The organism is Acinetobacter sp. ASP199 (assembly GCF_022700675.1).
Classification (GTDB): domain Bacteria; phylum Pseudomonadota; class Gammaproteobacteria; order Pseudomonadales; family Moraxellaceae; genus Acinetobacter.
This window is the reverse complement of the sequence record NZ_CP062182.1, coordinates 1,546,343-1,567,866: the sequence shown is the minus strand read 5'-3', so window position 1 is coordinate 1,567,866 and position 21,524 is coordinate 1,546,343. Positions and strand designations below refer to the sequence as shown.

The 21,524-nt window shown below is 44.2% G+C and carries 20 protein-coding genes; 8 read left to right on the top strand and 12 right to left on the bottom strand.

What is annotated here, in order from left to right:
* Positions 1-82: 82 nt before the first annotated feature.
* The 11 genes from pcaF to IHE35_RS07300 form a co-directional block, all read right to left on the bottom strand.
* Entirely contained in the window at positions 83-1,288 is a 1,206-nt protein-coding gene (pcaF, locus tag IHE35_RS07350) for a 3-oxoadipyl-CoA thiolase (protein WP_242786800.1), read from the bottom strand.
* A gap of 134 nt (positions 1,289-1,422) precedes the next feature.
* On the bottom strand, positions 1,423-2,079 hold the full coding sequence (locus tag IHE35_RS07345) for a 3-oxoacid CoA-transferase subunit B (RefSeq protein WP_242786799.1): 657 nt from the start codon (positions 2,077-2,079) through the stop codon (positions 1,423-1,425).
* A 19-nt stretch (positions 2,080-2,098) separates the two neighbouring features.
* On the bottom strand, positions 2,099-2,770 hold the full coding sequence (locus tag IHE35_RS07340) for a 3-oxoacid CoA-transferase subunit A (RefSeq protein ID WP_242786798.1): 672 nt from the start codon (positions 2,768-2,770) through the stop codon (positions 2,099-2,101).
* Positions 2,771-2,807: 37 nt separating this feature from the next.
* Entirely contained in the window at positions 2,808-4,028 is a 1,221-nt protein-coding gene (benE, locus tag IHE35_RS07335; protein WP_242786797.1) for a benzoate/H(+) symporter BenE, read from the bottom strand.
* A 59-nt stretch (positions 4,029-4,087) separates the two neighbouring features.
* Positions 4,088-4,873 (bottom strand): benzoate diol dehydrogenase BenD, encoded by a 786-nt coding sequence (benD, locus tag IHE35_RS07330; RefSeq protein ID WP_242786796.1) that lies wholly within the window; start codon positions 4,871-4,873, stop codon positions 4,088-4,090.
* Positions 4,874-4,890: 17 nt separating this feature from the next.
* On the bottom strand, positions 4,891-5,907 hold the full coding sequence (gene benC, locus IHE35_RS07325; protein WP_242786795.1) for a benzoate 1,2-dioxygenase electron transfer component BenC: 1,017 nt from the start codon (positions 5,905-5,907) through the stop codon (positions 4,891-4,893).
* Between the two features lie 92 nt (positions 5,908-5,999).
* Positions 6,000-6,491 (bottom strand): benzoate 1,2-dioxygenase small subunit, encoded by a 492-nt coding sequence (benB, locus tag IHE35_RS07320; protein ID WP_242786794.1) that lies wholly within the window; start codon positions 6,489-6,491, stop codon positions 6,000-6,002.
* Entirely contained in the window at positions 6,488-7,876 is a 1,389-nt protein-coding gene (gene benA, locus IHE35_RS07315; RefSeq protein WP_242786793.1) for a benzoate 1,2-dioxygenase large subunit, read from the bottom strand. Before benA ends, benB begins: the two co-directional genes overlap by 4 nt.
* Positions 7,877-7,948: 72 nt before the next feature.
* A complete protein-coding gene (gene catA, locus IHE35_RS07310; protein ID WP_242786792.1) occupies positions 7,949-8,869 on the bottom strand; it encodes a catechol 1,2-dioxygenase in 921 nt (306 codons plus the stop codon).
* 151 nt (positions 8,870-9,020) lie between these two features.
* On the bottom strand, positions 9,021-9,311 hold the full coding sequence (gene catC, locus IHE35_RS07305) for a muconolactone Delta-isomerase (protein WP_242786791.1): 291 nt from the start codon (positions 9,309-9,311) through the stop codon (positions 9,021-9,023).
* A 15-nt stretch (positions 9,312-9,326) separates the two neighbouring features.
* Positions 9,327-10,436, bottom strand: coding sequence for a muconate/chloromuconate family cycloisomerase (locus IHE35_RS07300; RefSeq protein WP_242786790.1), 1,110 nt, complete (start codon positions 10,434-10,436; stop codon positions 9,327-9,329).
* Positions 10,437-10,551: 115 nt separating this feature from the next.
* Between IHE35_RS07300 and IHE35_RS07295 the strand changes: the two genes are divergently transcribed.
* The 3 genes from IHE35_RS07295 (at position 10,552) to IHE35_RS07285 (ending at position 14,507) form a co-directional block, all read left to right on the top strand.
* Positions 10,552-11,463 carry a LysR family transcriptional regulator gene (locus IHE35_RS07295; protein WP_242786789.1) on the top strand — a complete coding sequence of 304 codons (912 nt, stop codon included), beginning with the start codon at positions 10,552-10,554 and terminating at the stop codon, positions 11,461-11,463.
* A 229-nt stretch (positions 11,464-11,692) separates the two neighbouring features.
* Positions 11,693-13,066 carry an aromatic acid/H+ symport family MFS transporter gene (locus tag IHE35_RS07290; RefSeq protein ID WP_242786788.1) on the top strand — a complete coding sequence of 458 codons (1,374 nt, stop codon included), beginning with the start codon at positions 11,693-11,695 and terminating at the stop codon, positions 13,064-13,066.
* Between the two features lie 109 nt (positions 13,067-13,175).
* The gene (locus IHE35_RS07285) at positions 13,176-14,507 is read left to right on the top strand and encodes a DcaP family trimeric outer membrane transporter (RefSeq protein ID WP_242786787.1); all 1,332 of its coding nucleotides are present in this window, start codon (positions 13,176-13,178) and stop codon (positions 14,505-14,507) included.
* A 38-nt stretch (positions 14,508-14,545) separates the two neighbouring features.
* Here the strand turns inward: IHE35_RS07285 and IHE35_RS07280 are convergent, their stop codons facing one another.
* Complete coding sequence (locus tag IHE35_RS07280; protein ID WP_242786786.1) at positions 14,546-15,958, bottom strand: PLP-dependent aminotransferase family protein; 1,413 nt, start codon at positions 15,956-15,958, stop codon at positions 14,546-14,548.
* 183 nt (positions 15,959-16,141) lie between these two features.
* Here IHE35_RS07280 and IHE35_RS07275 point away from each other — a divergent pair, with 183 nt between their 5' ends.
* The 5 genes from IHE35_RS07275 to IHE35_RS07255 all read left to right on the top strand — a co-directional run bounded on the left by IHE35_RS07275 (position 16,142) and on the right by IHE35_RS07255 (position 21,499).
* Positions 16,142-16,309: a hypothetical protein gene (locus IHE35_RS07275; RefSeq protein WP_242786785.1), complete on the top strand. Its 168-nt coding sequence runs from the start codon at positions 16,142-16,144 to the stop codon at positions 16,307-16,309.
* Positions 16,310-16,570: 261 nt separating this feature from the next.
* Positions 16,571-18,226, top strand: a complete 1,656-nt coding sequence (locus IHE35_RS07270; protein ID WP_242786784.1) for a long-chain-fatty-acid--CoA ligase — start codon at positions 16,571-16,573, stop codon at positions 18,224-18,226.
* Positions 18,227-18,543: 317 nt separating this feature from the next.
* Positions 18,544-19,566 carry an iron-sulfur cluster-binding domain-containing protein gene (locus IHE35_RS07265; RefSeq protein WP_242786783.1) on the top strand — a complete coding sequence of 341 codons (1,023 nt, stop codon included), beginning with the start codon at positions 18,544-18,546 and terminating at the stop codon, positions 19,564-19,566.
* Positions 19,567-19,593: 27 nt separating this feature from the next.
* Positions 19,594-20,757: an acyl-CoA desaturase gene (locus IHE35_RS07260; protein ID WP_242786782.1), complete on the top strand. Its 1,164-nt coding sequence runs from the start codon at positions 19,594-19,596 to the stop codon at positions 20,755-20,757.
* 391 nt (positions 20,758-21,148) lie between these two features.
* A complete protein-coding gene (locus tag IHE35_RS07255; protein WP_026056741.1) occupies positions 21,149-21,499 on the top strand; it encodes a hypothetical protein in 351 nt (116 codons plus the stop codon).
* The last annotated feature ends 25 nt before the right edge of the window (positions 21,500-21,524 follow it).

Here is a 21,524-nt window from a genome sequence, read left to right as displayed (position 1 = left end):
TATAAATCCCCCTAAATCCCCCTGAGCAAGGCTTAAGTATTGTTTTAAGCTGAAGCGCAAGAAGGGGGACTTTGAGTGAGGATTAAACACGTTCAATAATCAAAGCGATGCCTTGACCGACACCAATACACATTGAACATAGACCGTATTGACCGCCAGTTTGTTCAAGCTGGTTCAGTGCAGTTGTCACTAAGCGTGCGCCAGATGCACCGAGTGGATGACCTAAAGCAATTGCACCACCGTTTGGATTGACTTTTTCTGAACCATCCTCGATGCCTAAGTCACGGGTACATGCCAGTGCTTGAGCAGCAAAGGCTTCATTCAGCTCGATCACATCCATCTGCTTTAAAGTCAGACCGGTTTGCGCCAGTAATTTCTTGATGGCAGGAGCTGGACCAAAACCCATGATGCGTGGTTCAACACCAACGACGGTTGATCCAATAATTTTGGCACGTGGTTTTAAGCCGTGTTGAGCAACCGCTTCATCAGATGCGATTAAAAGTGCAGCCGCACCATCGTTAATGCCTGAAGCATTACCCGCCGTTACAGTACCGTCTGCTTTAACCACAGGTTTGAGTTTTGCCAAGGCTTCTGCTGTGGTTGAAGCACGTGGATGTTCATCAGTATCGACAACCACCGGATCGCCTTTACGCTGTGGAATCACCACAGGAATAATTTCCTTGGCAAAGAAACCATTGGCCTGCGCTGCTGTAGTACGTTGCTGGCTGGTCAGGGCAAATTTGTCCTGATCTTCACGGTTGATATTGAACTGTTCTGCCAGATTTTCAGCCGTTTGCGGCATGGTGTCCACGCCGTACATTTCTTTCAGTTTCGGATTGATAAAACGCCACCCCATGGTGGTGTCTTCAATCTTCTGGCTACGGCCATAGGCTGTTTCTGACTTGCCCATGACGAATGGGGCACGCGACATGCTTTCTACACCACCAGCAATAATCAGATGGGCTTCACCGGCTTTAATCGCACGTGCTGCCATCGCGACTGCATCCATTGATGAACCACACAGGCGGTTTACAGTGGTAGCTGGCACCTGATAAGGCAAACCTGCAAGTAATGAAGACATACGACCGACGTTACGGTTGTCTTCACCGGCCTGATTGGCACAGCCATAAATCACGTCATCGACCTGTTCCCAGTTCACACTTGGATTGCGTTCTATCAAAGCTTTAATTGGCACTGCGCCTAAGTCATCGGCACGAACAGGCGCTAGGCCACCGGCATAACGGCCGAATGGGGTACGGATGGCATCGATAATATATGCATTTTTCATTGTATATTTGCTCACATATTTAAAAGAAGAAAACTCCTCCCTTTTTTAAAGGGAGGTCGGGATGGATTTAATGAAGTAGTTTTATTCCTCAAATCCTCCCTAAATCCCTCCTTTAATAAAGGAGGGACTTCCCCTTAATTTGATTGAGTCGCATCAATCAGTTTGGCACCAGTCATTGACTGCAATTCTTCAAATGACAGACCTTCAACTTTCTCAATCACTTTCATCCCTTCAGGCGTCACATCAATCACACAAAGATCGGTATAAATACGGTCGACACATTTCAGGCCAGTCGCAGGATAAGACAGTTCAGCCACGATTTTTGGCTCGCCTTTTTTAGTCATATGATCCGTGGTAATAAAGACTTTTTTCGCACCCACAGCCAGATCCATCGCACCGCCCACAGCCGGAATCGCATCCGGTGCACCGGTATGCCAGTTAGCCAGATCACCATTTTCAGCCACCTGGAACGCGCCCAGTACCGCAATATCTAAGTGACCGCCACGCATCATCGCGAATGAATCACCATGATGGAAGAAAGAACCACCTTCAAGTAAAGTTACGAATTCTTTACCGGCATTGATCAGTTCTGGATCGCGGTCTTCTTCAGCAGGAGGAGGGCCGAACGCCAACAGGCCATTTTCAGAATGCAGGAATACGTCTTTATCGCTTGGCAGGTAGCTGGAAATCTTGGTTGGTAAACCGATACCCAGGTTCACATAAGCGCCATCAGGAATATCTTGTGCCACACGTTCAGCGATCTGGTCACGGGTCAGTTTGATATAGCTCATTATTTTTCTCCGATGCCAATTATTGTGCAGGTTTAACTTGAACAACGTGTTGAACAAAAATTCCCGGGGTTATGATGTGTTCAGGATCCAGTGCACCCAGTTCAACCACTTCAGAAACCTGTGCAATGCTTACATCTGCTGCCATTGCCATGATCGGGCCGAAGTTACGGGCAGATTTACGGTAGACCAGATTGCCCCAACGGTCGCCTTTAGAAGCTTTAATTAAAGCAAAATCAGCCTTGATTGGATTTTCTAAAACGTAGTCTTTGCCTTCATAGTTCATGGTTGGTTTGCCTTCAGCAAGCAAGGTACCAAACCCTGTTGGCGTGTAGATTGGACCTAAGCCCATGCCTGCAGCTTGAATACGGCAAGCGAGGTTGCCTTGAGGAACCAGTTCCAGTTCGATCTTGCCTGCACGATAGAGTTCGTCAAATACCCAGGAATTTGACTGACGCGGGAAAGAGCAGATAATTTTACGCACAGCACCGGCTTTGAGTAATTTAGCCAAACCGTAGTCGCCATTACCGGCATTATTATTGACGATCACAAGATCTTTCACGCCAAGTTCGATCAAGCCATCGATCAGTTCAGCCGGTTGGCCCGCTGTACCAAAACCACCGATCATGATGGTCGAACCATCCTTGATCTGGGAGAGTGTTTCTTTCAATGATAATGAACTTTTATCTATCATAATCTGGTCCTTACATATCCTAAACTAATGGATGTCTTTAAATTCGTTTTGAATCTGATGTTGCAACCGGAACAGCATTACGGTCTTTCTGTGACAGCAGAAAATGTGCTACCAGGCCAATGCAAATCCCCCAAAAGACTGAACTCAGTCCCAAGAAATGCATGCCGGAAGCGGTTGCTAAAAAAGTAATCAGTGCGGCATCACGTTGCGACTCTTTGCCCATCGCCATAGAAATATTAGTGGCAATTGCTCCGAGTAAGGCCAGCCCTGCCAAAGCTGCAATTAATTCCTTCGGCATCAGGCTAAACAGCATGACAATGCTGCCAGCAAACAGGCCGCCTAAAATATAAAAAAGCCCGTTCGCCACCCCGGCGATATAGCGCTTTTCTTTCAGCTCGTGCGCGTCCTTGCCTAAACACAATGCGGCCGTGATCGAGGCCAATACAATAGTAATCCCCCCCACACAGGCCACCGCAAGCGAGGCAATACTGGTTGCACTGATAATCGGCTTGGCCGGCATGTCATAACCACTGAGCTTGATAATGGCCATTCCCGGTAAAAACTGGCCCGACAGGCTGACCAGAATGAGCGGGAGGGCCAGATTCAGGGTGGAACTCCAGGTCCATTCCGGTGCAATAAATTGCGGAATCGCCAGACTGAAATCTGCCGTGACCGGATTAATCTTGCCCAGCAGCATGCTTAAAATCACACCTGCGACCAGTACCCAGACCATGGCATAACGTGGACTGAAACGCTTGGCCAGCAAAAACACCGCCAGCATGCCAAAGACGATATAGGGCATGGTATCGGTAGCCGTGAACAGTCCTAAACCAAACTGCAATAAAATCCCCGCCATCATTCCGGCAGCCACTTCCTGGGGAATCCAGGATAGTAGCTTGTCGAAATAACCGCTGATGCCAATGAAAAAAATCACCACAGCAGAGGTGATATAGGCAGCCACCGCTTCATTGAGGGAAATATCTGGAAAAAGCGTCACTAATAGTGCCGTTCCCGGCGCAGACCAAGCAGTGACTACAGGTACTTTGTACTTGATTGATAAAAAGATACCTGCAAGCGCAGCACCAATAGAAATTCCCCAAATCCATGAAATCATCATGTCTGGGGAAACCTGGGCTTGCTGTGCCGCCTGGAAAAAAATGATCAGTGGTCCTGAATAGGAAATCAGCACTGCTAGAAATCCTGCAACAGTCGCTGAAATTGACCAATCATTTTTTAAAGTCTGAAACAGGGTGTTCATTGGTGATGTGCCTCCTTTCGTCTAACCATGAGCCTGTTAAAAATCGTGATGATCAGGCCCTAGCCCTGATCTCCTCCACCGACTGGTACTACCGTACCTGTCATATAAGATGATTCATCGGAAGCCAGGAATACAATCGCATTCACTTGTTCCTGAATGGTGCCGTAGCGTCCCATAAACGTACGGTCAATGGTCTGATCAACCACTTGCTGCATCCATTCCTTTTCAGATTCAGTCAGTGGATTGGCATTGCGCGGTACTTTACGTGGTGGTGCTTCAGTGCCACCAGTCGCGATTGCATTGACACGGATACCATCTTTGGCATGTTCAAATGCGAGGGCAGCCGTTAAACCATTTACGCCACCTTTAGAAGCAGAGTAAGGCACACGGTTGATACCACGTGTTGCAATAGATGAAACGTTAACGATAGTACCTTTTTGATTTTTAATCATTTCAGGTAATACTGCGCGGCAACACCACAGGGTCGGGAACAATGAACGATTCACTTCCTTGATAATTTCCTCTTCAGAAAATTCTTCGAAAGGTTTCATCCAGATTGCACCACCGACGTTATTGATTAGCGCATCGACACGACCATAGGTTTCTATCGCTTTTTCAACGACTGATTGAGCACCGGCAAACGTTTCAAGATTGGCTTTGACGGTAATCGCATTACCGCCAGTCGCTTCAATTTCAGCCAGAACTTCTTCCACATAAGGAGAAAGATCAGCCATCACCACTTGAGCGCCTTCACTCGCCACCTGCAACGCGACACCGCGCCCGATGCCCTGAGCGGCACCAGTCACGATTACAACTTTATTTTCAAATCTTTGACGATTAGACATTGAATAAATTCCCTCTATTAGTTTGCAGAGAATTTTTCAAACAGGAAGCTTGCAGGTTTTACGCCTTCAGCATCCAGCCAGCCGCGAACCGCTTCAACCATTGGTACCGGGCCACACAGGTAGATATCAACTTCACCATCATTTAGCCATTCATTTTCAATATGGCTAGTGACATAGCCTTTACGTTCATGTGCAGATTCCGGATTTGCCACTACAGTGCGGTATTCGAACCACGGGAATTTTTCTTGCAGTTCGTTCAGTTTTTCAATCGCCACCAGGTCAAAGTCATTGGTCACACCAAATACCAGACGCACTGGATGCTCTGAACCTTTTTCTTCCAGCACTTGCAGCATCGACATGAATGGTGCAATCCCTGTACCACCTGCCAGCATCAAGACAGGGCGGGTCACAGGGCGCAGATAGAAACTACCAAACGGACCGGTAAAAGACATCTTGTCGCCAGCTTTGGCATTTTTGCTCAAGAACTCACTCATTTTGCCGTTCGGTACATTACGTACTACGAAACCAGTCAGACGATTACCCGGTTTTGAGCTGAATGAATAAGAACGGGTTTCAGTTGTACCTGGAACACTAACATTGACATATTGACCTGCCAGAAAGTGAATGTCTGGTTGACCTTCGTCTAACTGGATATCAAAAGTAATAGTTGAATCAGACAGGTTTTCGACACGCGCCAGCGCACCCTGGAAAGCATGAATTTCGGTTTTACACACTTCTGAAGAAGCCTGAATCTGGAACACTGCATCTGACGTTGGCTTACATTGACAAGCCAGAATATAACCTTCAGCGGCTTCTTCAGGTGTTAGTGCATCTTCAATATAAGTTTCTTCAGGCATGTCAAATGAACCTGATTCACAAAACGCACGACACGTTCCACAAGCACCATCACGGCAGTCCAAAGGAATATTGATCTTTTGACGGTAAGCTGCATCAGACAGGGTCTCGCCCTGGGCAACAGAAATAAAACGTGTAACGCCATCTTCAAATTGAAGTGCAACATTGTGGTTTGACATGGCTGAATATCCTATATAAATCTTTGTAACTGGACCCTTCAGCCAATTTTCCATCTGGCTGAAGGGTTTTACCTGGCTGTAATAAAACAGTCTTAAAGGTGATAGATGTCGATGACCTGATTGATGTAATCGTTTTTCAGTACCACGTATTTGCTTAAAATCTGTGGTTTATCGCCTGAAAAATCGATTTCATAACGTGACATACCAAAGTAGCTGTAGCTGTTTTTGTAACGGAAGCTCAAAGTATTCCAGTTGAAACGTACAGTTACTTTGTCGCCATCACGTTCAACAACTTCAATATTGCTGATGTTATGGCTGGTACGCGTATCCGGCATGGTGGCAGACGAACGTTCAGTCTTGATCCGGAACACACGGTCTTCCAGGCCTTGACGGTCCGGGTAATAAATCAGGGAGATTTCAGACTGTGGATCTGTGGTCAGCTTGTCATCATCATCCCAAGCTGGCATCCAGAAAGAAGCAGTAGGGGCGTAGCACTGTAACCAGTCATCCCATTGCTCATCATCTAAAAAGCGGGCTTCCTGATACAGGAACTGTGCAATATTTTCTAAAGTGATGTCGCTCATGCGGTTTCTCCTTCAGTGCTTGCAGCAATTTCTTTTTCGGTCGCAATGCCTTTTTTGATCAGTTCTAGCCAGTACTGGTGTTGTGCCAGATATAAGCCTTCATCTTCAGTTTTAATGCCGGACAGTTTTGGTTTCAGGCCAATTTCATTGGCTGCATCATCCGGCCCTTGAATCCAGTGCTTGGAACCACGGCACATGTCATTCCATTCCAGTGCAATCCCGGCATAACCAGCCTGACAGGCACGGAATTCTTCCAGATCGTCCGGAGTTGCCATACCAGAAGCATTAAAGAAGTCTTCATACTGACGGATACGGCGGGTGCGTGCTTCAGGCTCCTCACCGACAGGACCGATACAGTAAATGGTGACTTCCGTCTTATCGACAGAGATCGGACGCAGGACACGGATTTGTGAACCGAACTGATCCATAAAATAAACGTTTGGATAGATACACAGGTTACGTGAACGTTCGATCATCCATTTCGCCATCGCTTCACCGTATTTCTCAGTGTATTCGTCTTTCTTGGCGAAGTTTGGGCGGTCTTCCGGGTTAGCCCATTGTGTCCAAAGCAGCATGTGACCATGTTCAAAGCCATAAGAACCACCGCCTTGTTTACCCCAGGCACCTGCGCTCATGGCACGAATATTATCGCCAGCTTCTTTTTCCTTACGTTGCTGAGTGGTCGCAGCGTAGTTCCAGTGTACGGCAGAGACGTGATAGCCATCGGCACCATTTTCAGCAGTCAGCTTCCAGTTACCTTCATAGGTATAAGTCGAAGAACCGCGTAAGACTTCCAGACCTTGCTCAGACTGACCCACGATCATGTCGATGATCTTGGTGGCTTCACCCAGGTATTCTTCCAGAGAAGGAACATCCGGATTCAGGCTGCCAAACAAGAAACCTTTGTAATTTTCAAAACGTGCAACCTTTTTCAGGTCATGCGAGCCGTCTTGGTTAAAACAGTCTGAATAACCCGCATCAGCCGGATCTTTCACTTTTAATAACTTACCTGAGTTATTGAAAGTCCAGCCATGGAACGGGCAAGTATAGGTTGCTTTATTGCCTTTCTTGTTACGGCATAACTGTGCACCGCGATGTGAACAGGCATTGATCATGGCATTCAGTTCACCTTGACGGTTACGTGCAATGATGATCGGCTGACGGCCAATATACGTAGTATAAAAGTCGTTATTGTTTGGGATCTGGCTTTCATGCGCCAGATAAACCCAGTTACCTTCAAAGATGTATTTCATCTCAAGGTCAAACAGAGCCTGGTCTGTAAATACCGAGCGGTGCAGTTTAAATTCACCAGATTCAAAATCATCAACCAGTAATTCATCAATGCGGTCTAAATGGCTGGTGTTAATTACGGGAATACGAGGCATGTCCTTTCTCCGACTTTCCAAGGGGGAAGTCAGCGGGATATATCTCGATGCATATCCCGCTTCTCAAGTGTATTAAGCGCTTGCGCGACGACGTTCTACTTCAGTGCTTGGTGCAGCAGCCTGGTCTTTCACAAGTTCAATATCGAATTGAATGTATTTGAAAGGACCTTTCAGGCCACGTTTTGCAATTTCAGCTTCATCAGTTACGTCTACAGCAGTTGCCACCAGACCTTCACGGGTAGCGAATGCAAAGTCATCCCACAGGTATTGGTCGCCTTCAATGTTGAATTGAGTGGTCAGCTTGCGGTAACCCGGTGCAGACACAAAGTAATGGACGTGTGATGGACGGTTACCATGACGGCCTAATTTGTCCAGTACGAACTGGGTGGTACCTTCAGGTGGGCAGCCATAACCGACCGGCATGGTGGTCAGCGCCACATATTTACCGTCTTGATCGGTAAAGATTGATCGGCGCAGGTTAAAGTCAGATTGTGACTTGTCAAAGAACGAATAGTTACCCAGGCTGTTGGCATGCCAGACTTCAACTTTTGCACCTTCAATGATGTTGCCGTCAGTATCGGTCACTGTGCCTTCAATAATCAGGGTCGGAATTTTGCCTTCTTCAGAACCGTCATCCATACGCGCAAAACCAACTGACTCAGGTGCACCTGCAACATACAGCGGGCCTTCGATGGTACGTGGTGTACCACCTGTAATGCCTGCTTTGGCATCTGCTTCATCCGCGCGTAAGTCTAAGTAATGTTCCAGACCAAGACCTGCAGCCAGTAAGCCTAATTCATTAGCTTGACCTGCATCAGTAAAGTATTCCAGACCTTTCCAGAGTTCAGTCTGAGAAATATCAAGATCTTCAATAGCCTGGAAAAAATCACCTAATAAACGTACAACAACTTGTTGTACACGCTCATCTACTGGTCCTGTCGCTGTATCGACATTCATTTTTTTAACCAGTGCATCAATTTCTTGGCGGTTCATACTATTGCTCCTAAAGTATGTTTTCATATTTTAGTGGCGCATGTTTTAGCATTCATTTGGCTGGCTAAATCTTGCTGGCCACAAGTCCTTTTGGATTACCCTCAGGTGTATGGGGGGAAGGATTTTTTATTTCCATTCCCGAATTTATTCATTACTTGTCATCATCCCGAATCGATGATGGATGGCGGTTCAATGCCATAATTTCGATGTTCATATACGGATAGAGCGGCAAGCCCTGTAGCAAGTTGTGCAACTCTTCATTGCTTTCAACATCAAAAATACTGATGTTTGAATACTTCCCGGTGATACGCCAGATATGACGCCACTTACCCTGACGTTGCAGATCCTGTGAATAGGCTTTTTCGACAGCCTTAATTTCATTGGCCTGTTCAAACGGCATATCTTTTGGAATGTTGACGTCCATTCGTACTTGGAAAAGCATGGGATTCTCCTGGAATTATTGACGACGCAAGTTGTCAATTTTGTTTTCATCCAACTCAATACCCAGACCTGGTCCTTTCGGAATCTCAAGTTCAAAGTTTTGATACTGGAGTGGGGTTTTTAAAATATCTTCAATCAGTAGCAGGGGGCCAAACAGTTCGGTGCCATAAGCGAGACTTTCAAAAGTCGAGAAGGCATGGGCAGAGGCGATGGTACCTACCGGGCCTTCCAGCATGGTGCCGCCATACAGATCGATACCAGCCAGCTGTGCCACTTTTGCAACTTCACAGCTTTCAATCAGGCCACCAGACTGCGCCACTTTGACTGCAAAAACTGATGAGCCATGCTGACGTGCGATCTGATAAGCAGACTGCGGACCCATCAAGGATTCATCCGCCATGATGGCGATATCAAAACGCTGGGTCAGACGTCGCATTGCATTCAGATTATCAATGGCACATGGCTGTTCAATCAGGTCAATGCCGCCGTCCTGGAGTAACTGAATGCCTTTAATCGCGTCCAGCTCTGACCAGGCACGGTTGACATCAACACGGATCGAAATGTCTTTGCCCAATGCCTCTTTAATGGCAAGCACATGTTCAACATCCTGTTCCACTGGACGAGAACCAATTTTCAGTTTGAAAATATTGTGGCGTTTGGCCGCAATCATTTTCTGGGCTTCAGCAATGTCTTTCTCGGTATTGCCAGATGCCAGTACCCACAGCACTGGTACGCTGTTACGTAAACGTCCACCTAGAATTTCACTCAGTGGCTGGCTCAGACGTTGTGCCTGAATATCCAGTAGCGCAGTCTGAATAGCACATTTGGCAAAACGGTTACCATTAATATTCTTTTTGATTGCTTGTAATGTCTGTGCAACATTCAAACCTGATAATGTTTTCAGAAGCGGTGCAAAGTAAGTCTCAATATTCACTTTGACACTTTCTGGGCTTTCTTCACCGTAGCCTAAACCGCCAATGGTGGTGGCTTCGCCCCAACCCACGTAACCGTCTTCGGTGGTGATTTTGACCAGGACCAGTGTCTGGGTTTGCATGGTTGCGACAGCCATCTTGTGAGGACGGATCGTCGGTATTTGAACCAGCAAGGTTTCAACTGACTTATACATAATTACGCTTCACATTCTTGCTTTAATGTTTTGACTTGATATACCTTAAAAGAATAATTTTGATTGGTCTAAGATCGATTTAGCATTTTTTTATACTTTAAAGGTATGCAGGAATATGGAACTCAGGCATTTGCGTTACTTTGTCGCAGTCGTCGAAGAACAAAGTTTTACCAAGGCGGCAGAAAAACTGTTTATTGCTCAACCACCTTTAAGCAGACAGATACAAAATCTGGAACAGGAACTGGATATTCAGCTCTTTGAAAGAGGTAGCCGACCGCTTAAGACCACAGAAGCAGGTCAATTCTTCTACCAGCATGCGGTTAAACTTTTGTCTAATGCGGAAGAAATCAAATCGATGACCAAGCGGATTGGCATCGCGGATCGCACCATTAGTATTGGTTTTGTTGGCTCGTTATTGTTCGGTTTACTGTCGCGTATTGTGTTTTTATTTAAGCAGCAACATCCCCAGCTCAAAATTGAGATGGTTGAAATGAATACTTCAGAGCAGATTCAGGCACTTAAGGAAGGGCGGATTGATGTCGGTTTTGGACGCTTGAGAATTTCAGATCCAGCAGTGAAACGGGTATTGCTGCGTGAAGAACGGCTGATGGTCGCGGCACATTCCAGCCATTTTCTTTCCCATCGAGATGGCGTGAACCTGGCGGAACTGGTAGATCAAACACTCTTTTTATATCCGAATAATGGTAAGGCTAATTTTTCTACCCAGGTGCGCGGTATATTTTCCGAGTATGGACTGGAACCGAAAAATATCCGTGCAGTCAGTGAATTGCAACTGGCGCTTGGTTTTGTGGCTGCTGGAGAGGGTGTTTGTATCGTGCCGGAAAGTGCCCAGAATATTCGTCTGGCTCATTTAAACTTTATCCCTTTATTAGATGAATTTGCGGTCAGTCCGGTCTTTATGGCTATCCGTAATATGGATGAAAGTGAATATATTCGTTATCTGTTTGATGCCGTCTATCAGGTCTATGATCTTGAAGCGATTAAATATGATCGTGCTGTATTTTAATTCAGATCAATACCTGTCTGGATCTTATAGGGAATAAAGCGAATCCATATTTTAATATTGAATGAAGGTTTCATTTTTTGGATGAATATCATTAAGGCACAGTAAATAAAGCCTTTTCTTGAAGGCAGACTTTATAGGTATAGAAGCATGCCTATTCAGTTTTGGACATTTATGCACATCTTCTGCATTGTGAATCTCATAAATTGAACTTCACAATTAGGAGGTGGAGATGTCTACAAATAAAGTGAATATAAATACGCTGATTGATGAAGCAAAGTTCACGCCTTTTCATTGGGGCGTCCTGATCTGGTGTTTGCTGATCATTATTTTTGACGGTTATGACCTGGTGATTTATGGCGTAGCTTTACCGCTACTGATGCAGGAATGGTCACTCAGTGCAGTACAAGCGGGATTGCTGGCCAGTACCGCCTTATTCGGAATGATGTTCGGTGCCATGACTTTCGGAACGCTATCCGACAAGTTGGGCCGTAAAAAGACGATCATGATCTGTGTGGCAATTTTTAGTGGTTTTACCTTCATCGGTGCTTTCGCCACGTCTCCGGTTGAATTCGGAATTTTACGTTTTCTGGCTGGTCTTGGCATTGGTGGTGTCATGCCTAATGTGGTGGCATTGATGACCGAATATGCCCCTAAACGTATCCGCAGTACGCTGGTTGCCCTGATGTTTAGTGGTTATGCGATTGGCGGGATGACTTCTGCATTACTGGGTGCATGGCTGGTGCCACAATTTGGCTGGAAAATCATGTTCTTGCTTGCGGGTGCTCCTCTACTGTTCCTGCCAATACTCTGGAAATATTTACCAGAATCATTGATGTACCTGACTAACAAGCAGCAAACAGCTCAAGCGCAGCATATTATTCAAAAGATTTCTCCAACACAGGTAATTACCAGTGATACCCAGTTTGTATTGAATGAAGTGAAAAAGGGTGATGAGGCGCCATTAAAAGCCCTGTTTCAACAAGGTCGTACATTCAGTACCTTCATGTTCTGGATTGCTTTCTTTATGTGTCTGCTGATGGTGTATGCATTGGGAAGCTGGTTACCAAAACTGATGATTCAGGCAGGCTACTCGCTGGGTGCAAGCATGATCTTCCTGTTTGCCCTGAACATTGGTGGAATGGTGGGCGCGATTGGTGGCGGCTATCTGGCAGATCGATTCCATATCAAAAAAGTTCTGACCATTATGTTCCTCTGTGGTGCTATTGCGTTAATTCTGCTTGGCTTTAACAGTCCACAATTTGTGCTCTATACCCTAATTGCTATAGCAGGTGCTGCAACGATTGGCTCACAAATTCTGCTCTATACCTTTGTAGCACAATATTATCCATCGACTGTACGTTCTACCGGTATGGGCTGGGCATCAGGCATTGGTCGTATTGGTGCCATCGTTGGACCAGTCTTGACAGGTGCATTGCTGACGATGGAACTACCACACCAAATGAATTTCTTTGCCATTGCGATTCCGGGCGTGATTGCTGCGCTGGCAATTTTTCTGGTGAATCTGAAAGCATCTGTAGATGGTGAAGTCCTTGCAACGTCTAATGTAAAGCGGAGTCTATTGGCAAAAGAAGTGACACATTAAGTTAAATTTCAATCAATAAAGATAATATTCCCAATGATATAGATCGCCATCGCAAACGGTGGTGATCGGTTGCTAGAATCAAATTGCACAATAAAAAAGCGAGTTTAGGATGAACATGACGCAATTATTTAACCAAGTAACAATGAACAAACCAACTTTAAAACGTACGGTTTTGATGAGCATGATGGCAGTGAGTTTCGGGGGCATCAGCTTGTCGGCTCAGGCACAGACTTCAGCTCAGCCTAGTCAGCAAGAAATCGAGCAATTGCGTCAGGAAGTTCAGGCCTTGCGCGCACTGGTTGAACAGCAGCAAGCCCAGACAGCGACGGTAAATGCTCCTGTAGCACCAGTATCAGTAAATACGCCTGCAACTAAACCTGTCATGAAAATTGCCAGCGGTGCCGAGTTTAATCTCTACGGTAATATTCGTGCCGATGCTTCCTATCAGGCAGAAGGTGGTTCGGCTACGCGCATGTATAATCAGATTAATGCTGTTCCACTTGAGGGATCTGGTGAGCGTAGTGATGAGCTTAAGTCAACACTTTCTGCTACACGCTTAGGCATGGACTTTAAAGCACCAGTTGGTGCTGGAGATAAAGCCCTGAGCGGTAAAATTGAAGTGGACTTTTTGGGTGGTGCTGGGCTTGATAACCTGCGTATCCGTCATGCGTATATCAGTTATGCGAATTGGTTAATTGGTCAAACCTGGTCTAACTTTGCGCTACCTGATTATATGCCAGAAACTGTCGATGCTTTGGCTTATGCAGGTGGTGCAGTAAAACGTACACCTCAGGTTCGTCATACCAGTACCTTTAGTCCTGCTACCAATCTGGTCCTTGCAGTAGAAGATCCAAAAGATGCCACCATTACTGGTATTAAACAACGTCTACCGGCTTTGACAGCACGTCTAAATCATAAGTTTGCTGATAATCTTTCCGTCAGTGCCCGTGCCATGGGGAATGAAAAGCGTGTCAATGAAGATGAAAAAATGGCATGGGGTGTAGGTCTGGGTGCAAAATATGAAGTCGTACCCGGTACTACTTTAAAAGCCGACTATTATCATGTTAAAGGTGATAGCAGCTTTGTATCCTATGCCAATACAGGGGTAGTGGCAGCAGATGGTAATCTATATCAAAGTGAATTTGATTCAATTACTGTCGGTATCACCCAGCAGTTTAATGACAAACTGCGTGGTACTCTAGGCTATGGCTATATGAATTTTGATGAAGATCAAGCTTATATCAATGCTGTTACTGACAAAACCAAATCTAATAAAGACTTATGGCAAGCGTGGGCTAACGTGTTCTATAGCCCAACCAAGCCTTTAAGTTTCGGTCTGGAATATGTCTATGGTGAGCGTACCGCTTTGGAAGCAGCAAGTAATGGCAATAACAAAGGTGAAGATAACAGGGTTAATGCTGTTGCGATCTATAGCTTTTAATACTTCTCAGATTATATTTTGAAAAGCGTGAACCCAGTTCACGCTTTTTTATTGTCTTCAATTTGATGAATGATCCGATCTACAACTCTAGCGAGTTCATCTGTCCATTCAAAAGAACAATTTAATCGAATAAAGTTCTGTGCTGTATGTTTAGGCCTGAACAGCAGACTCGGTGCAATGGAAATGTTCTGCTTAAGCAGATCTGTATATAGCTGCTGGGAATCCATGCCTTCAGGTAGTTCTACCCACAGAAAATAGCCTGTTGGGTAATAGTGAATCTTACAATCTTCAGGCAGTCTGGCTTTGAGTTCCTGATAAAAACGTTTTTTATTTTGATCTAAATGCCGGCGCAGACCACGCAAATGCTTCTCATAATGATGATGCGCCACAAAATCTACCAATGTATTTTGTAAAAGCGGACTCACACTTAGTGTACTCATCAACTGTACATGCTGAATGGCATTAGAATATAGGCCTGCAAAGACCCAGCCGACCCGTGCACCCATGCCTAGCGTTTTAGAAAATGAACCGCAATGCAGCACCATATTGTGCTGATCAAAATATTTCACTGAAATTGGTTTTTCCTTGCCAAAGTTCAGTTCCTGATAAACATCATCCTCAATCAGATGCACCTGATACTGAGTTAAGCACTGTGCAATATGTTCTTTGATCTCTGCAGACACCGTATAGCCAATCGGGTTCTGTGCGTTCAACATCAGCCAGCAGACTTTGATTGGATATTGTTTCAGGACTTTTTCAAAAGCTTTTAGATCAAAACCACATTCAGGATCATCCGGAAGAGTAATGACATTCAGTCCTAGTCTTTCAGCAGCCTGCCAGGCCCCATAAAATACGGTTTCCTGTAAAAGAATATAGTCACCTGGTTGGGTGAGTGCCTGTAGAGACAGATTTAGGGCATCCAATGCGCCAGATGTAATGACGATGTCATCTGAATGGCATGATATACCCTGTAATTGATAACGTCCGGCAATGATCTGGCGCAGTTCCAGATTGCCCGGTGGCATATTTGGATGATTCAAATAACTGTTTTTACGTTTGGAATGCTGTGAGAGTAGCTGCATAAATTTGCTATTAAACAGCAGTTCTGGATTAGGAAATGCTGATCCCAACGGGATAATATCCGGTGCCTGGGTATCTTTCAGATAGTTGAACACCACCGAATTGATCTGTATTTTCTCGTGAGCTAGTGATGTGTCTGTATTGGACGTTATTTCATGATCAGCACGTTCTGCAATGTAGTAACCGGATTTATCTTTAGCATACAGCCAGCCTTGTGCTTCAAGCTCCTGATAGGCATTTAACACTGTCATCAGGCTATAACCGGAAAGTTCGGACTGCTCACGCAGTGAAGGAAGTTTGTTATGGGCTTTCCAGATTCCGTCCTCAATCATATGGCGAATACTAAGCGCGAGTTTTTCAAACTTATACATGCATCAAAAAATAAAAAATGGAAATTTATCTGCATATATAACATGTTTAGTCGGGTTAAATATAACAGTTGCGGCAGTTATCACTGATCTGTTATGTTTTTTTAGGCAGTTTTTGTATCTACTCATTTTTTGCAATGTGGCTGAATATAAAGATAGTCCCTAAATCCAGCGACAGGTGAGCAGATGACTCCAGACGAACAGAAAAAAGCACCGAAATATGCAGACAGCAGCATTTCTGATGTAGCTTTTAAAAGAATGATTATTTGGTTCGCTATTTATGTGGGCTTGTTCTGTCTGGGCGTGGCCCTGGTGGTCAACGCGGATAACCTGTTCTTTTCAGGGCTCAAATAAACAAAAATCCCGGTTTAATGACCGGGATTTTTATTCATATAATCATTCCATTATAAAAAATTATACTTTTTGATTACTTCCGTAAACGACATAGTTTTTGTCACATTTTGCTACTTGCTTTCATCTTTTTCCTTGCTAGATTCAAGCAAGTGGTAAGTTTATTTTGCAGTATTTGCTAATCGGCACACCATGGGTAAATAAAAAATATTTAAAAAATCTCGATAACAATATGGACGTATAACAAGGATAAAGGAGCACAACATGCTTGGAAATATGATGTTTCAGCCCTTACTGATCAGCAGCATGATTGAGCATGCAGGACGCTATCATGCCGATACTGCGGTAATTTCAAAAAATACTGATCTCAGTATGACCCATACTAGCTGGGGTGAGATTCGCAGTAATGCCAAACGTTTTGCCAATGTGTTGAATCAACTGGGACTGCAACATGGCGACCGTGTCGCGACCATTGCATGGAATAACCATCGACACCTGGAATCCTGGTACGCCATTTCAGGAAGTGGCTTTGTTTGCCACACGATTAATCCACGTTTGTTCCCTGAACAGCTGGTATTTATTATTAATGATGCATCAGACCGGGTAATTCTGTTTGATAAAACTTTTGCCCCATTAATTAAAGCCGTCAAACCGATGCTGAGTAAAGTAGAACACTTTATCTGTCTGGATTCAAAAGACGAGGCCATTCTTGAGGCTATTCCAGATGTGAAATTTTATGATGAGCTCATTGCTGATCAATCTGATGATTTTGATTGGCCTGAACTTAATGAAAATGCAGCAAGCTCACTGTGTTATACCTCGGGGACTACAGGTCATCCAAAGGGTGTTTTATATAGTCATCGTTCAACTACATTACATAGTTTTGCGATCAGTTTGCCGGATTCTTTGAATGTTTCTGCACGAGATATTATGCTGCCTGTCGTACCGATGTTCCATGTGAATGCCTGGGGTACGCCATATGCAGCATCGATGGTTGGCTGTACTTTGGTATTGCCAGGTCCAGGTCTGGATGGCGCGAGTCTGATTAATCTGATTGACACCTATAAAGTATCAGTTGCACTGGGTGTCCCGACTATCTGGCAAGGTTTGATTGCAGCAGCGCAACAGTCTGGTTCCAATTTGGAAAGCCTGAAACGCAATGTCGTCGGCGGCTCGGCATGTCCACCTTCAATGCTACAAGTATTTAAAGAACAGTTTGATTGTGAAACTATCCATGCCTGGGGGATGACTGAAACCAGTCCACTTGGCACAGCCAATCAGATTAAAGCCAAGCATCTGGATTTGAGTAAAGAAGAGCATTTAGAAATCCGTCTTTCTCAAGGTCGTTCACCATTTGGAGTTGATCTGCGTTTAACTGATGAAGAAAATGGCTCGAATGAAATTACCCGCGATGGTGAAACCACAGGCAATCTGCAGATTCGTGGTCACTGGATTATCAATAACTATTTTGGCAAGGAAGAATCTTCTTTAACTGCTGATGGCTGGTTTGATACGGGTGATATCGCTACCTTGAATGAAGATGGCTTTATGAAGATCAGTGACCGTGCCAAGGATCTGATCAAGTCAGGTGGCGAATGGATCTCCTCGGTTGAACTGGAAAATCTGGCCATGGGTCATCCGCAAATAGCCATGGCAGCTGTCATTGCTGCACAGCATCCAAAATGGGATGAACGCCCAATCCTGATTGCAATCAGAAAACCTGACAGTCAGCTCACGGAGCTTGAACTGCTGGATTATTTTGCTGACAAAGTAGCGAAATGGCAGGTGCCAGACAAAGTGATTTTTGTCGATGCAATTCCATTAAGTGGCACTGGCAAGATGCTGAAAAAAGACTTACGAGAAAAGTTCGGAACAGTATTACTGGATCAGGAAATTGAGCTCAGCCCGGCTGTAGAATAATACCTATAAAATCATCTTAAATAAAAAGGCTGACTACAGAAATGTGGTCAGCCTTTTGCATGTTTATAGCCATAAAACTCATAAAAAATAGTCGATCCAGATGAGGTGAACTGGCATGAAATGACTTGAAGAATTACAGACTGAAACCGAGCTCTAATCAAAAACGTATCATTTTGTCCGACAAAAAACAGGAATTCTATCGATAGAAACATGATTTGACCCGAATTGACATGGCACGAATCATAAAAGCCTATATTCTGAATGCAGAATAAATAGACAGATGTGCATTAATTCTGTATCTATACGAGGTAATAACAATGACAACTATGCAAAGCTACAAGCCTCACTGGATCCGAGAAGACTTCATTGATTTCATTGCTGAAAAATTTCATCCAACTTTGGCATTGAAAAAGGTTAAGGCGGAAGTCATGAGCATCCAGCTTATTGGTCATGATTTCTATAAGATTCAGCTGCGTCCGAATTTCAACTTTCAGGCTAAAAAATTTCAGCCCGGACAGAATGTGGCTGTTACTTTAAGGCTAGATGGTGTTTTGCATCAGCGTCATTATTCTGTCGTTACGATTCTAAAAAATGGTGATGTCATTATTGCAGTGAAACAGCAGGGCAAAGTATCTCGTGCCTTGAGTTCTTTGCAGCTGGGTGCAGTGGTAGAACTTTCACAGCCACAGGGCGAATTCACTATGCTGAATTCCCCTAAACCCATTTTAATGCTGGCTTCAGGCAGCGGAATCACCGCAATTTATTCCTTGCTGCAAAAAGCTGTGGTGCAGTTTCAGCATCCGATTGATCTGATCTATTTTACCCGTGATGATGCGTTTCATGCTGAAATTAAAACGCTAACACTGATGCATCCACATCTGAAATATCATCATTTTAATACTGTGGAGCATAAGCAGCATCTCAGCCTACAGTTACTCAACAAGCTGGTACCAGATTTTGAACAGCGTGAAATTTATGCCTGTGGTTCAGCGGTAATGATGAAAACAGCGCACCGTATTGCCGAAAAGCTTTCTGTGAAATCCAGTTTCCATTCTGAATATTTCCAGATCGTGGTGGATGAAAAAGTAAAAGCACAACCCGTGCAATTCCAACGATCGCATCAGGAGTTTCAAGCCAGCTCTACCATTCTGGAAAGTGCTGAACAGGCAGGTTTGCGTCCTGCACATGGTTGCCGTATGGGGATCTGTAATACCTGTTCTTGTACCAAAGTCAGTGGCTCGGTGAAAAATATCCTGACTGGTGAAATCGATCACGAGAGCAATACCCCGATTAAACTGTGTATCTCCCAGGCCGTTAGTCCTGTGGTGATTAATCTTTAATCTCTAGAAAAATAAGAAGGTACTCCCATGAATATGCAAATTGATTTTAAGCGGCACAGTAAGACCCAATTTTTAAGCCCTGAACAGATTCAGGAATTTGGTGCCAAAGTGGAGGCGATTCGCCGTGAAGTGATGGATGATTTAGGTGAAAAAGATGCTGAATACATCTATAAAATCCGTAATTTTGTCCGCTATAGCGAAATTGCTTCCCGGGGCATGCTGATGGTGGCCGGTTGGTTACCACCTGTATGGCTGGCGGGGACAGGTCTGCTCGGTATTTCCAAAATTGTGGAAAATATGGAACTGGGTCATAACGTGATGCACGGACAGTTCGACTGGATGAATGATCCGAGTCTGAATGGTTCAACTTATGACTGGGATACCATTGCCACTGGAGATGACTGGAAATATACCCATAACTATATCCACCATACTTATACCAATATTGTCGGCATGGATCATGATGTTGGTTATGGCCTGATTCGTGTCAGTGAATCTCAGCCATGGGAGCTGCGTTTTATCTGGAATATTCCATTGACAATTCAGTTGATGGTGTTCTTCGAATGGTACGTGGGTCTACAGCGCCTGCATCTGGAAGATGTAATTGCCTATAAAACCAAAACCTGGAAACAGGTCTGGGATGAAGCAGCGCCATTACGTAAAAAAATGCGCCGTCAGGTGTTGAAAGATTATGTATTTTTCCCATTGATTGCGGGTCCAAATGCCATTCCAGTATTTACTGGCAATGCAGTCGCCAATGTGATTCGCAGCCTGTGGGCTTCAGCGGTAATCTTTAATGGCCATTTCACTGAAGATGCTGAAACCTTCGAGATGGATAATACTGACAATGAAACCCGTGCGGAATGGTATCTGCGTCAGATCCGTGGTTCAAGTAATTTCAGTGGCACTGAATGGCTTCATATTTTAAGTGGTAACTTGAGCCATCAGATTGAGCACCATTTATTCCCGGACATGCCGGCGAACCGCTATTCCGAAGTCGCACCAAAAATCAAAGCGCTCTGTGCTGAGTACGGTATTCACTATAACGAAGCCAGCTTTATGAAACAGTTTTCGACCGTTTGGGTTCGCGTTGCAAAATGCTCGGTACCAAACGAATGGCATGCACAAATTGCAGAAAAAGTGCAAAGCGCAAAATTTATATTGAATGCTGTAAAAGCCAAGTTTTTTTAATCACTTTTCTTTAACAGCATCAAGTATTGATGTTTCTTAACCAGTTTGGTACTCCTCAATAACTTTGGATGGGTTATTGAGGATTTTTTTATCTGAGCTTCTTATACATATCAACTTGGTTGTAGATTGTCTTGGATCTAGTACTATTAGTTCCAATAAGCTTAAAAAATACTAATACCTTATCAAATTGAAGTATTGTAAAATATTTGATTCATTAGAATAATTAAGTAATACATCATATTTTATGGATAAAATGTGAAGAATTCTTTTCAAAAAAACACTCATGCAAAACAGACTTGGTACGGCTGAAACGCTTTGCCTACAACAACTCGCTAAACTTTAGGAAAGTTATTTTTATAATGGCGGCGTCGTAACATTCAAGGTTTTAGTTTTGAAATATCTTAAATATTTTTCAGGAATCTCCTTATTATTGCTATTAACTGCTTGTAACACCACTGAAGCGCCAGCTCCAGATTATCAAGGCAACTGGAAGAACACTCTGGAAAATCCAAAACTTGAAAATATCCTGGTAATTGCTAAAAATGGTGAAAATTATCTGATTACCAATACCATCAAAGATAAGGAAACCGGTAAAACAGAGAAAAAGAACCCGATGCCCGCGGCTGTGAATGAAAATGGCATGCTTCAGTTGAATGCAGGGGCGGGAATAGTCGATTTTGTAATTGATGAGAAAACTGGCAACCTTGTAGGGTCAGGTTCAGTCTACAAAAAAGCCAAATGATGCTCTAATCTAATCCATTCAGAGA

What these genes read in the sequence shown, in the direction of transcription:
- IHE35_RS07340 (WP_242786798.1), bottom strand. Translation starts at nt 2,770, where the DNA reads ATGATAGATAAAAGTTCATTATCATTGAAAGAAACACTCTCCCAGATC.
- IHE35_RS07295 (WP_242786789.1), top strand. Translation starts at nt 10,552, where the DNA reads ATGGAACTCAGGCATTTGCGTTACTTTGTCGCAGTCGTCGAAGAACAA.
- IHE35_RS07300 (WP_242786790.1), bottom strand. Translation starts at nt 10,436, where the DNA reads ATGTATAAGTCAGTTGAAACCTTGCTGGTTCAAATACCGACGATCCGT.
- benB (WP_242786794.1), bottom strand. Translation starts at nt 6,491, where the DNA reads ATGAGCGACATCACTTTAGAAAATATTGCACAGTTCCTGTATCAGGAA.
- catA (WP_242786792.1), bottom strand. Translation starts at nt 8,869, where the DNA reads ATGAACCGCCAAGAAATTGATGCACTGGTTAAAAAAATGAATGTCGAT.
- IHE35_RS07280 (WP_242786786.1), bottom strand. Translation starts at nt 15,958, where the DNA reads ATGTATAAGTTTGAAAAACTCGCGCTTAGTATTCGCCATATGATTGAG.
- IHE35_RS07345 (WP_242786799.1), bottom strand. Translation starts at nt 2,079, where the DNA reads ATGAGCTATATCAAACTGACCCGTGACCAGATCGCTGAACGTGTGGCA.
- benD (WP_242786796.1), bottom strand. Translation starts at nt 4,873, where the DNA reads ATGTCTAATCGTCAAAGATTTGAAAATAAAGTTGTAATCGTGACTGGT.
- benA (WP_242786793.1), bottom strand. Translation starts at nt 7,876, where the DNA reads ATGCCTCGTATTCCCGTAATTAACACCAGCCATTTAGACCGCATTGAT.
- IHE35_RS07275 (WP_242786785.1), top strand. Translation starts at nt 16,142, where the DNA reads ATGACTCCAGACGAACAGAAAAAAGCACCGAAATATGCAGACAGCAGC.
- catC (WP_242786791.1), bottom strand. Translation starts at nt 9,311, where the DNA reads ATGCTTTTCCAAGTACGAATGGACGTCAACATTCCAAAAGATATGCCG.
- IHE35_RS07290 (WP_242786788.1), top strand. Translation starts at nt 11,693, where the DNA reads ATGTCTACAAATAAAGTGAATATAAATACGCTGATTGATGAAGCAAAG.
- IHE35_RS07265 (WP_242786783.1), top strand. Translation starts at nt 18,544, where the DNA reads ATGACAACTATGCAAAGCTACAAGCCTCACTGGATCCGAGAAGACTTC.
- IHE35_RS07260 (WP_242786782.1), top strand. Translation starts at nt 19,594, where the DNA reads ATGAATATGCAAATTGATTTTAAGCGGCACAGTAAGACCCAATTTTTA.
- IHE35_RS07270 (WP_242786784.1), top strand. Translation starts at nt 16,571, where the DNA reads ATGCTTGGAAATATGATGTTTCAGCCCTTACTGATCAGCAGCATGATT.
- pcaF (WP_242786800.1), bottom strand. Translation starts at nt 1,288, where the DNA reads ATGAAAAATGCATATATTATCGATGCCATCCGTACCCCATTCGGCCGT.
- IHE35_RS07285 (WP_242786787.1), top strand. Translation starts at nt 13,176, where the DNA reads ATGAACATGACGCAATTATTTAACCAAGTAACAATGAACAAACCAACT.
- benC (WP_242786795.1), bottom strand. Translation starts at nt 5,907, where the DNA reads ATGTCAAACCACAATGTTGCACTTCAATTTGAAGATGGCGTTACACGT.
- benE (WP_242786797.1), bottom strand. Translation starts at nt 4,028, where the DNA reads ATGAACACCCTGTTTCAGACTTTAAAAAATGATTGGTCAATTTCAGCG.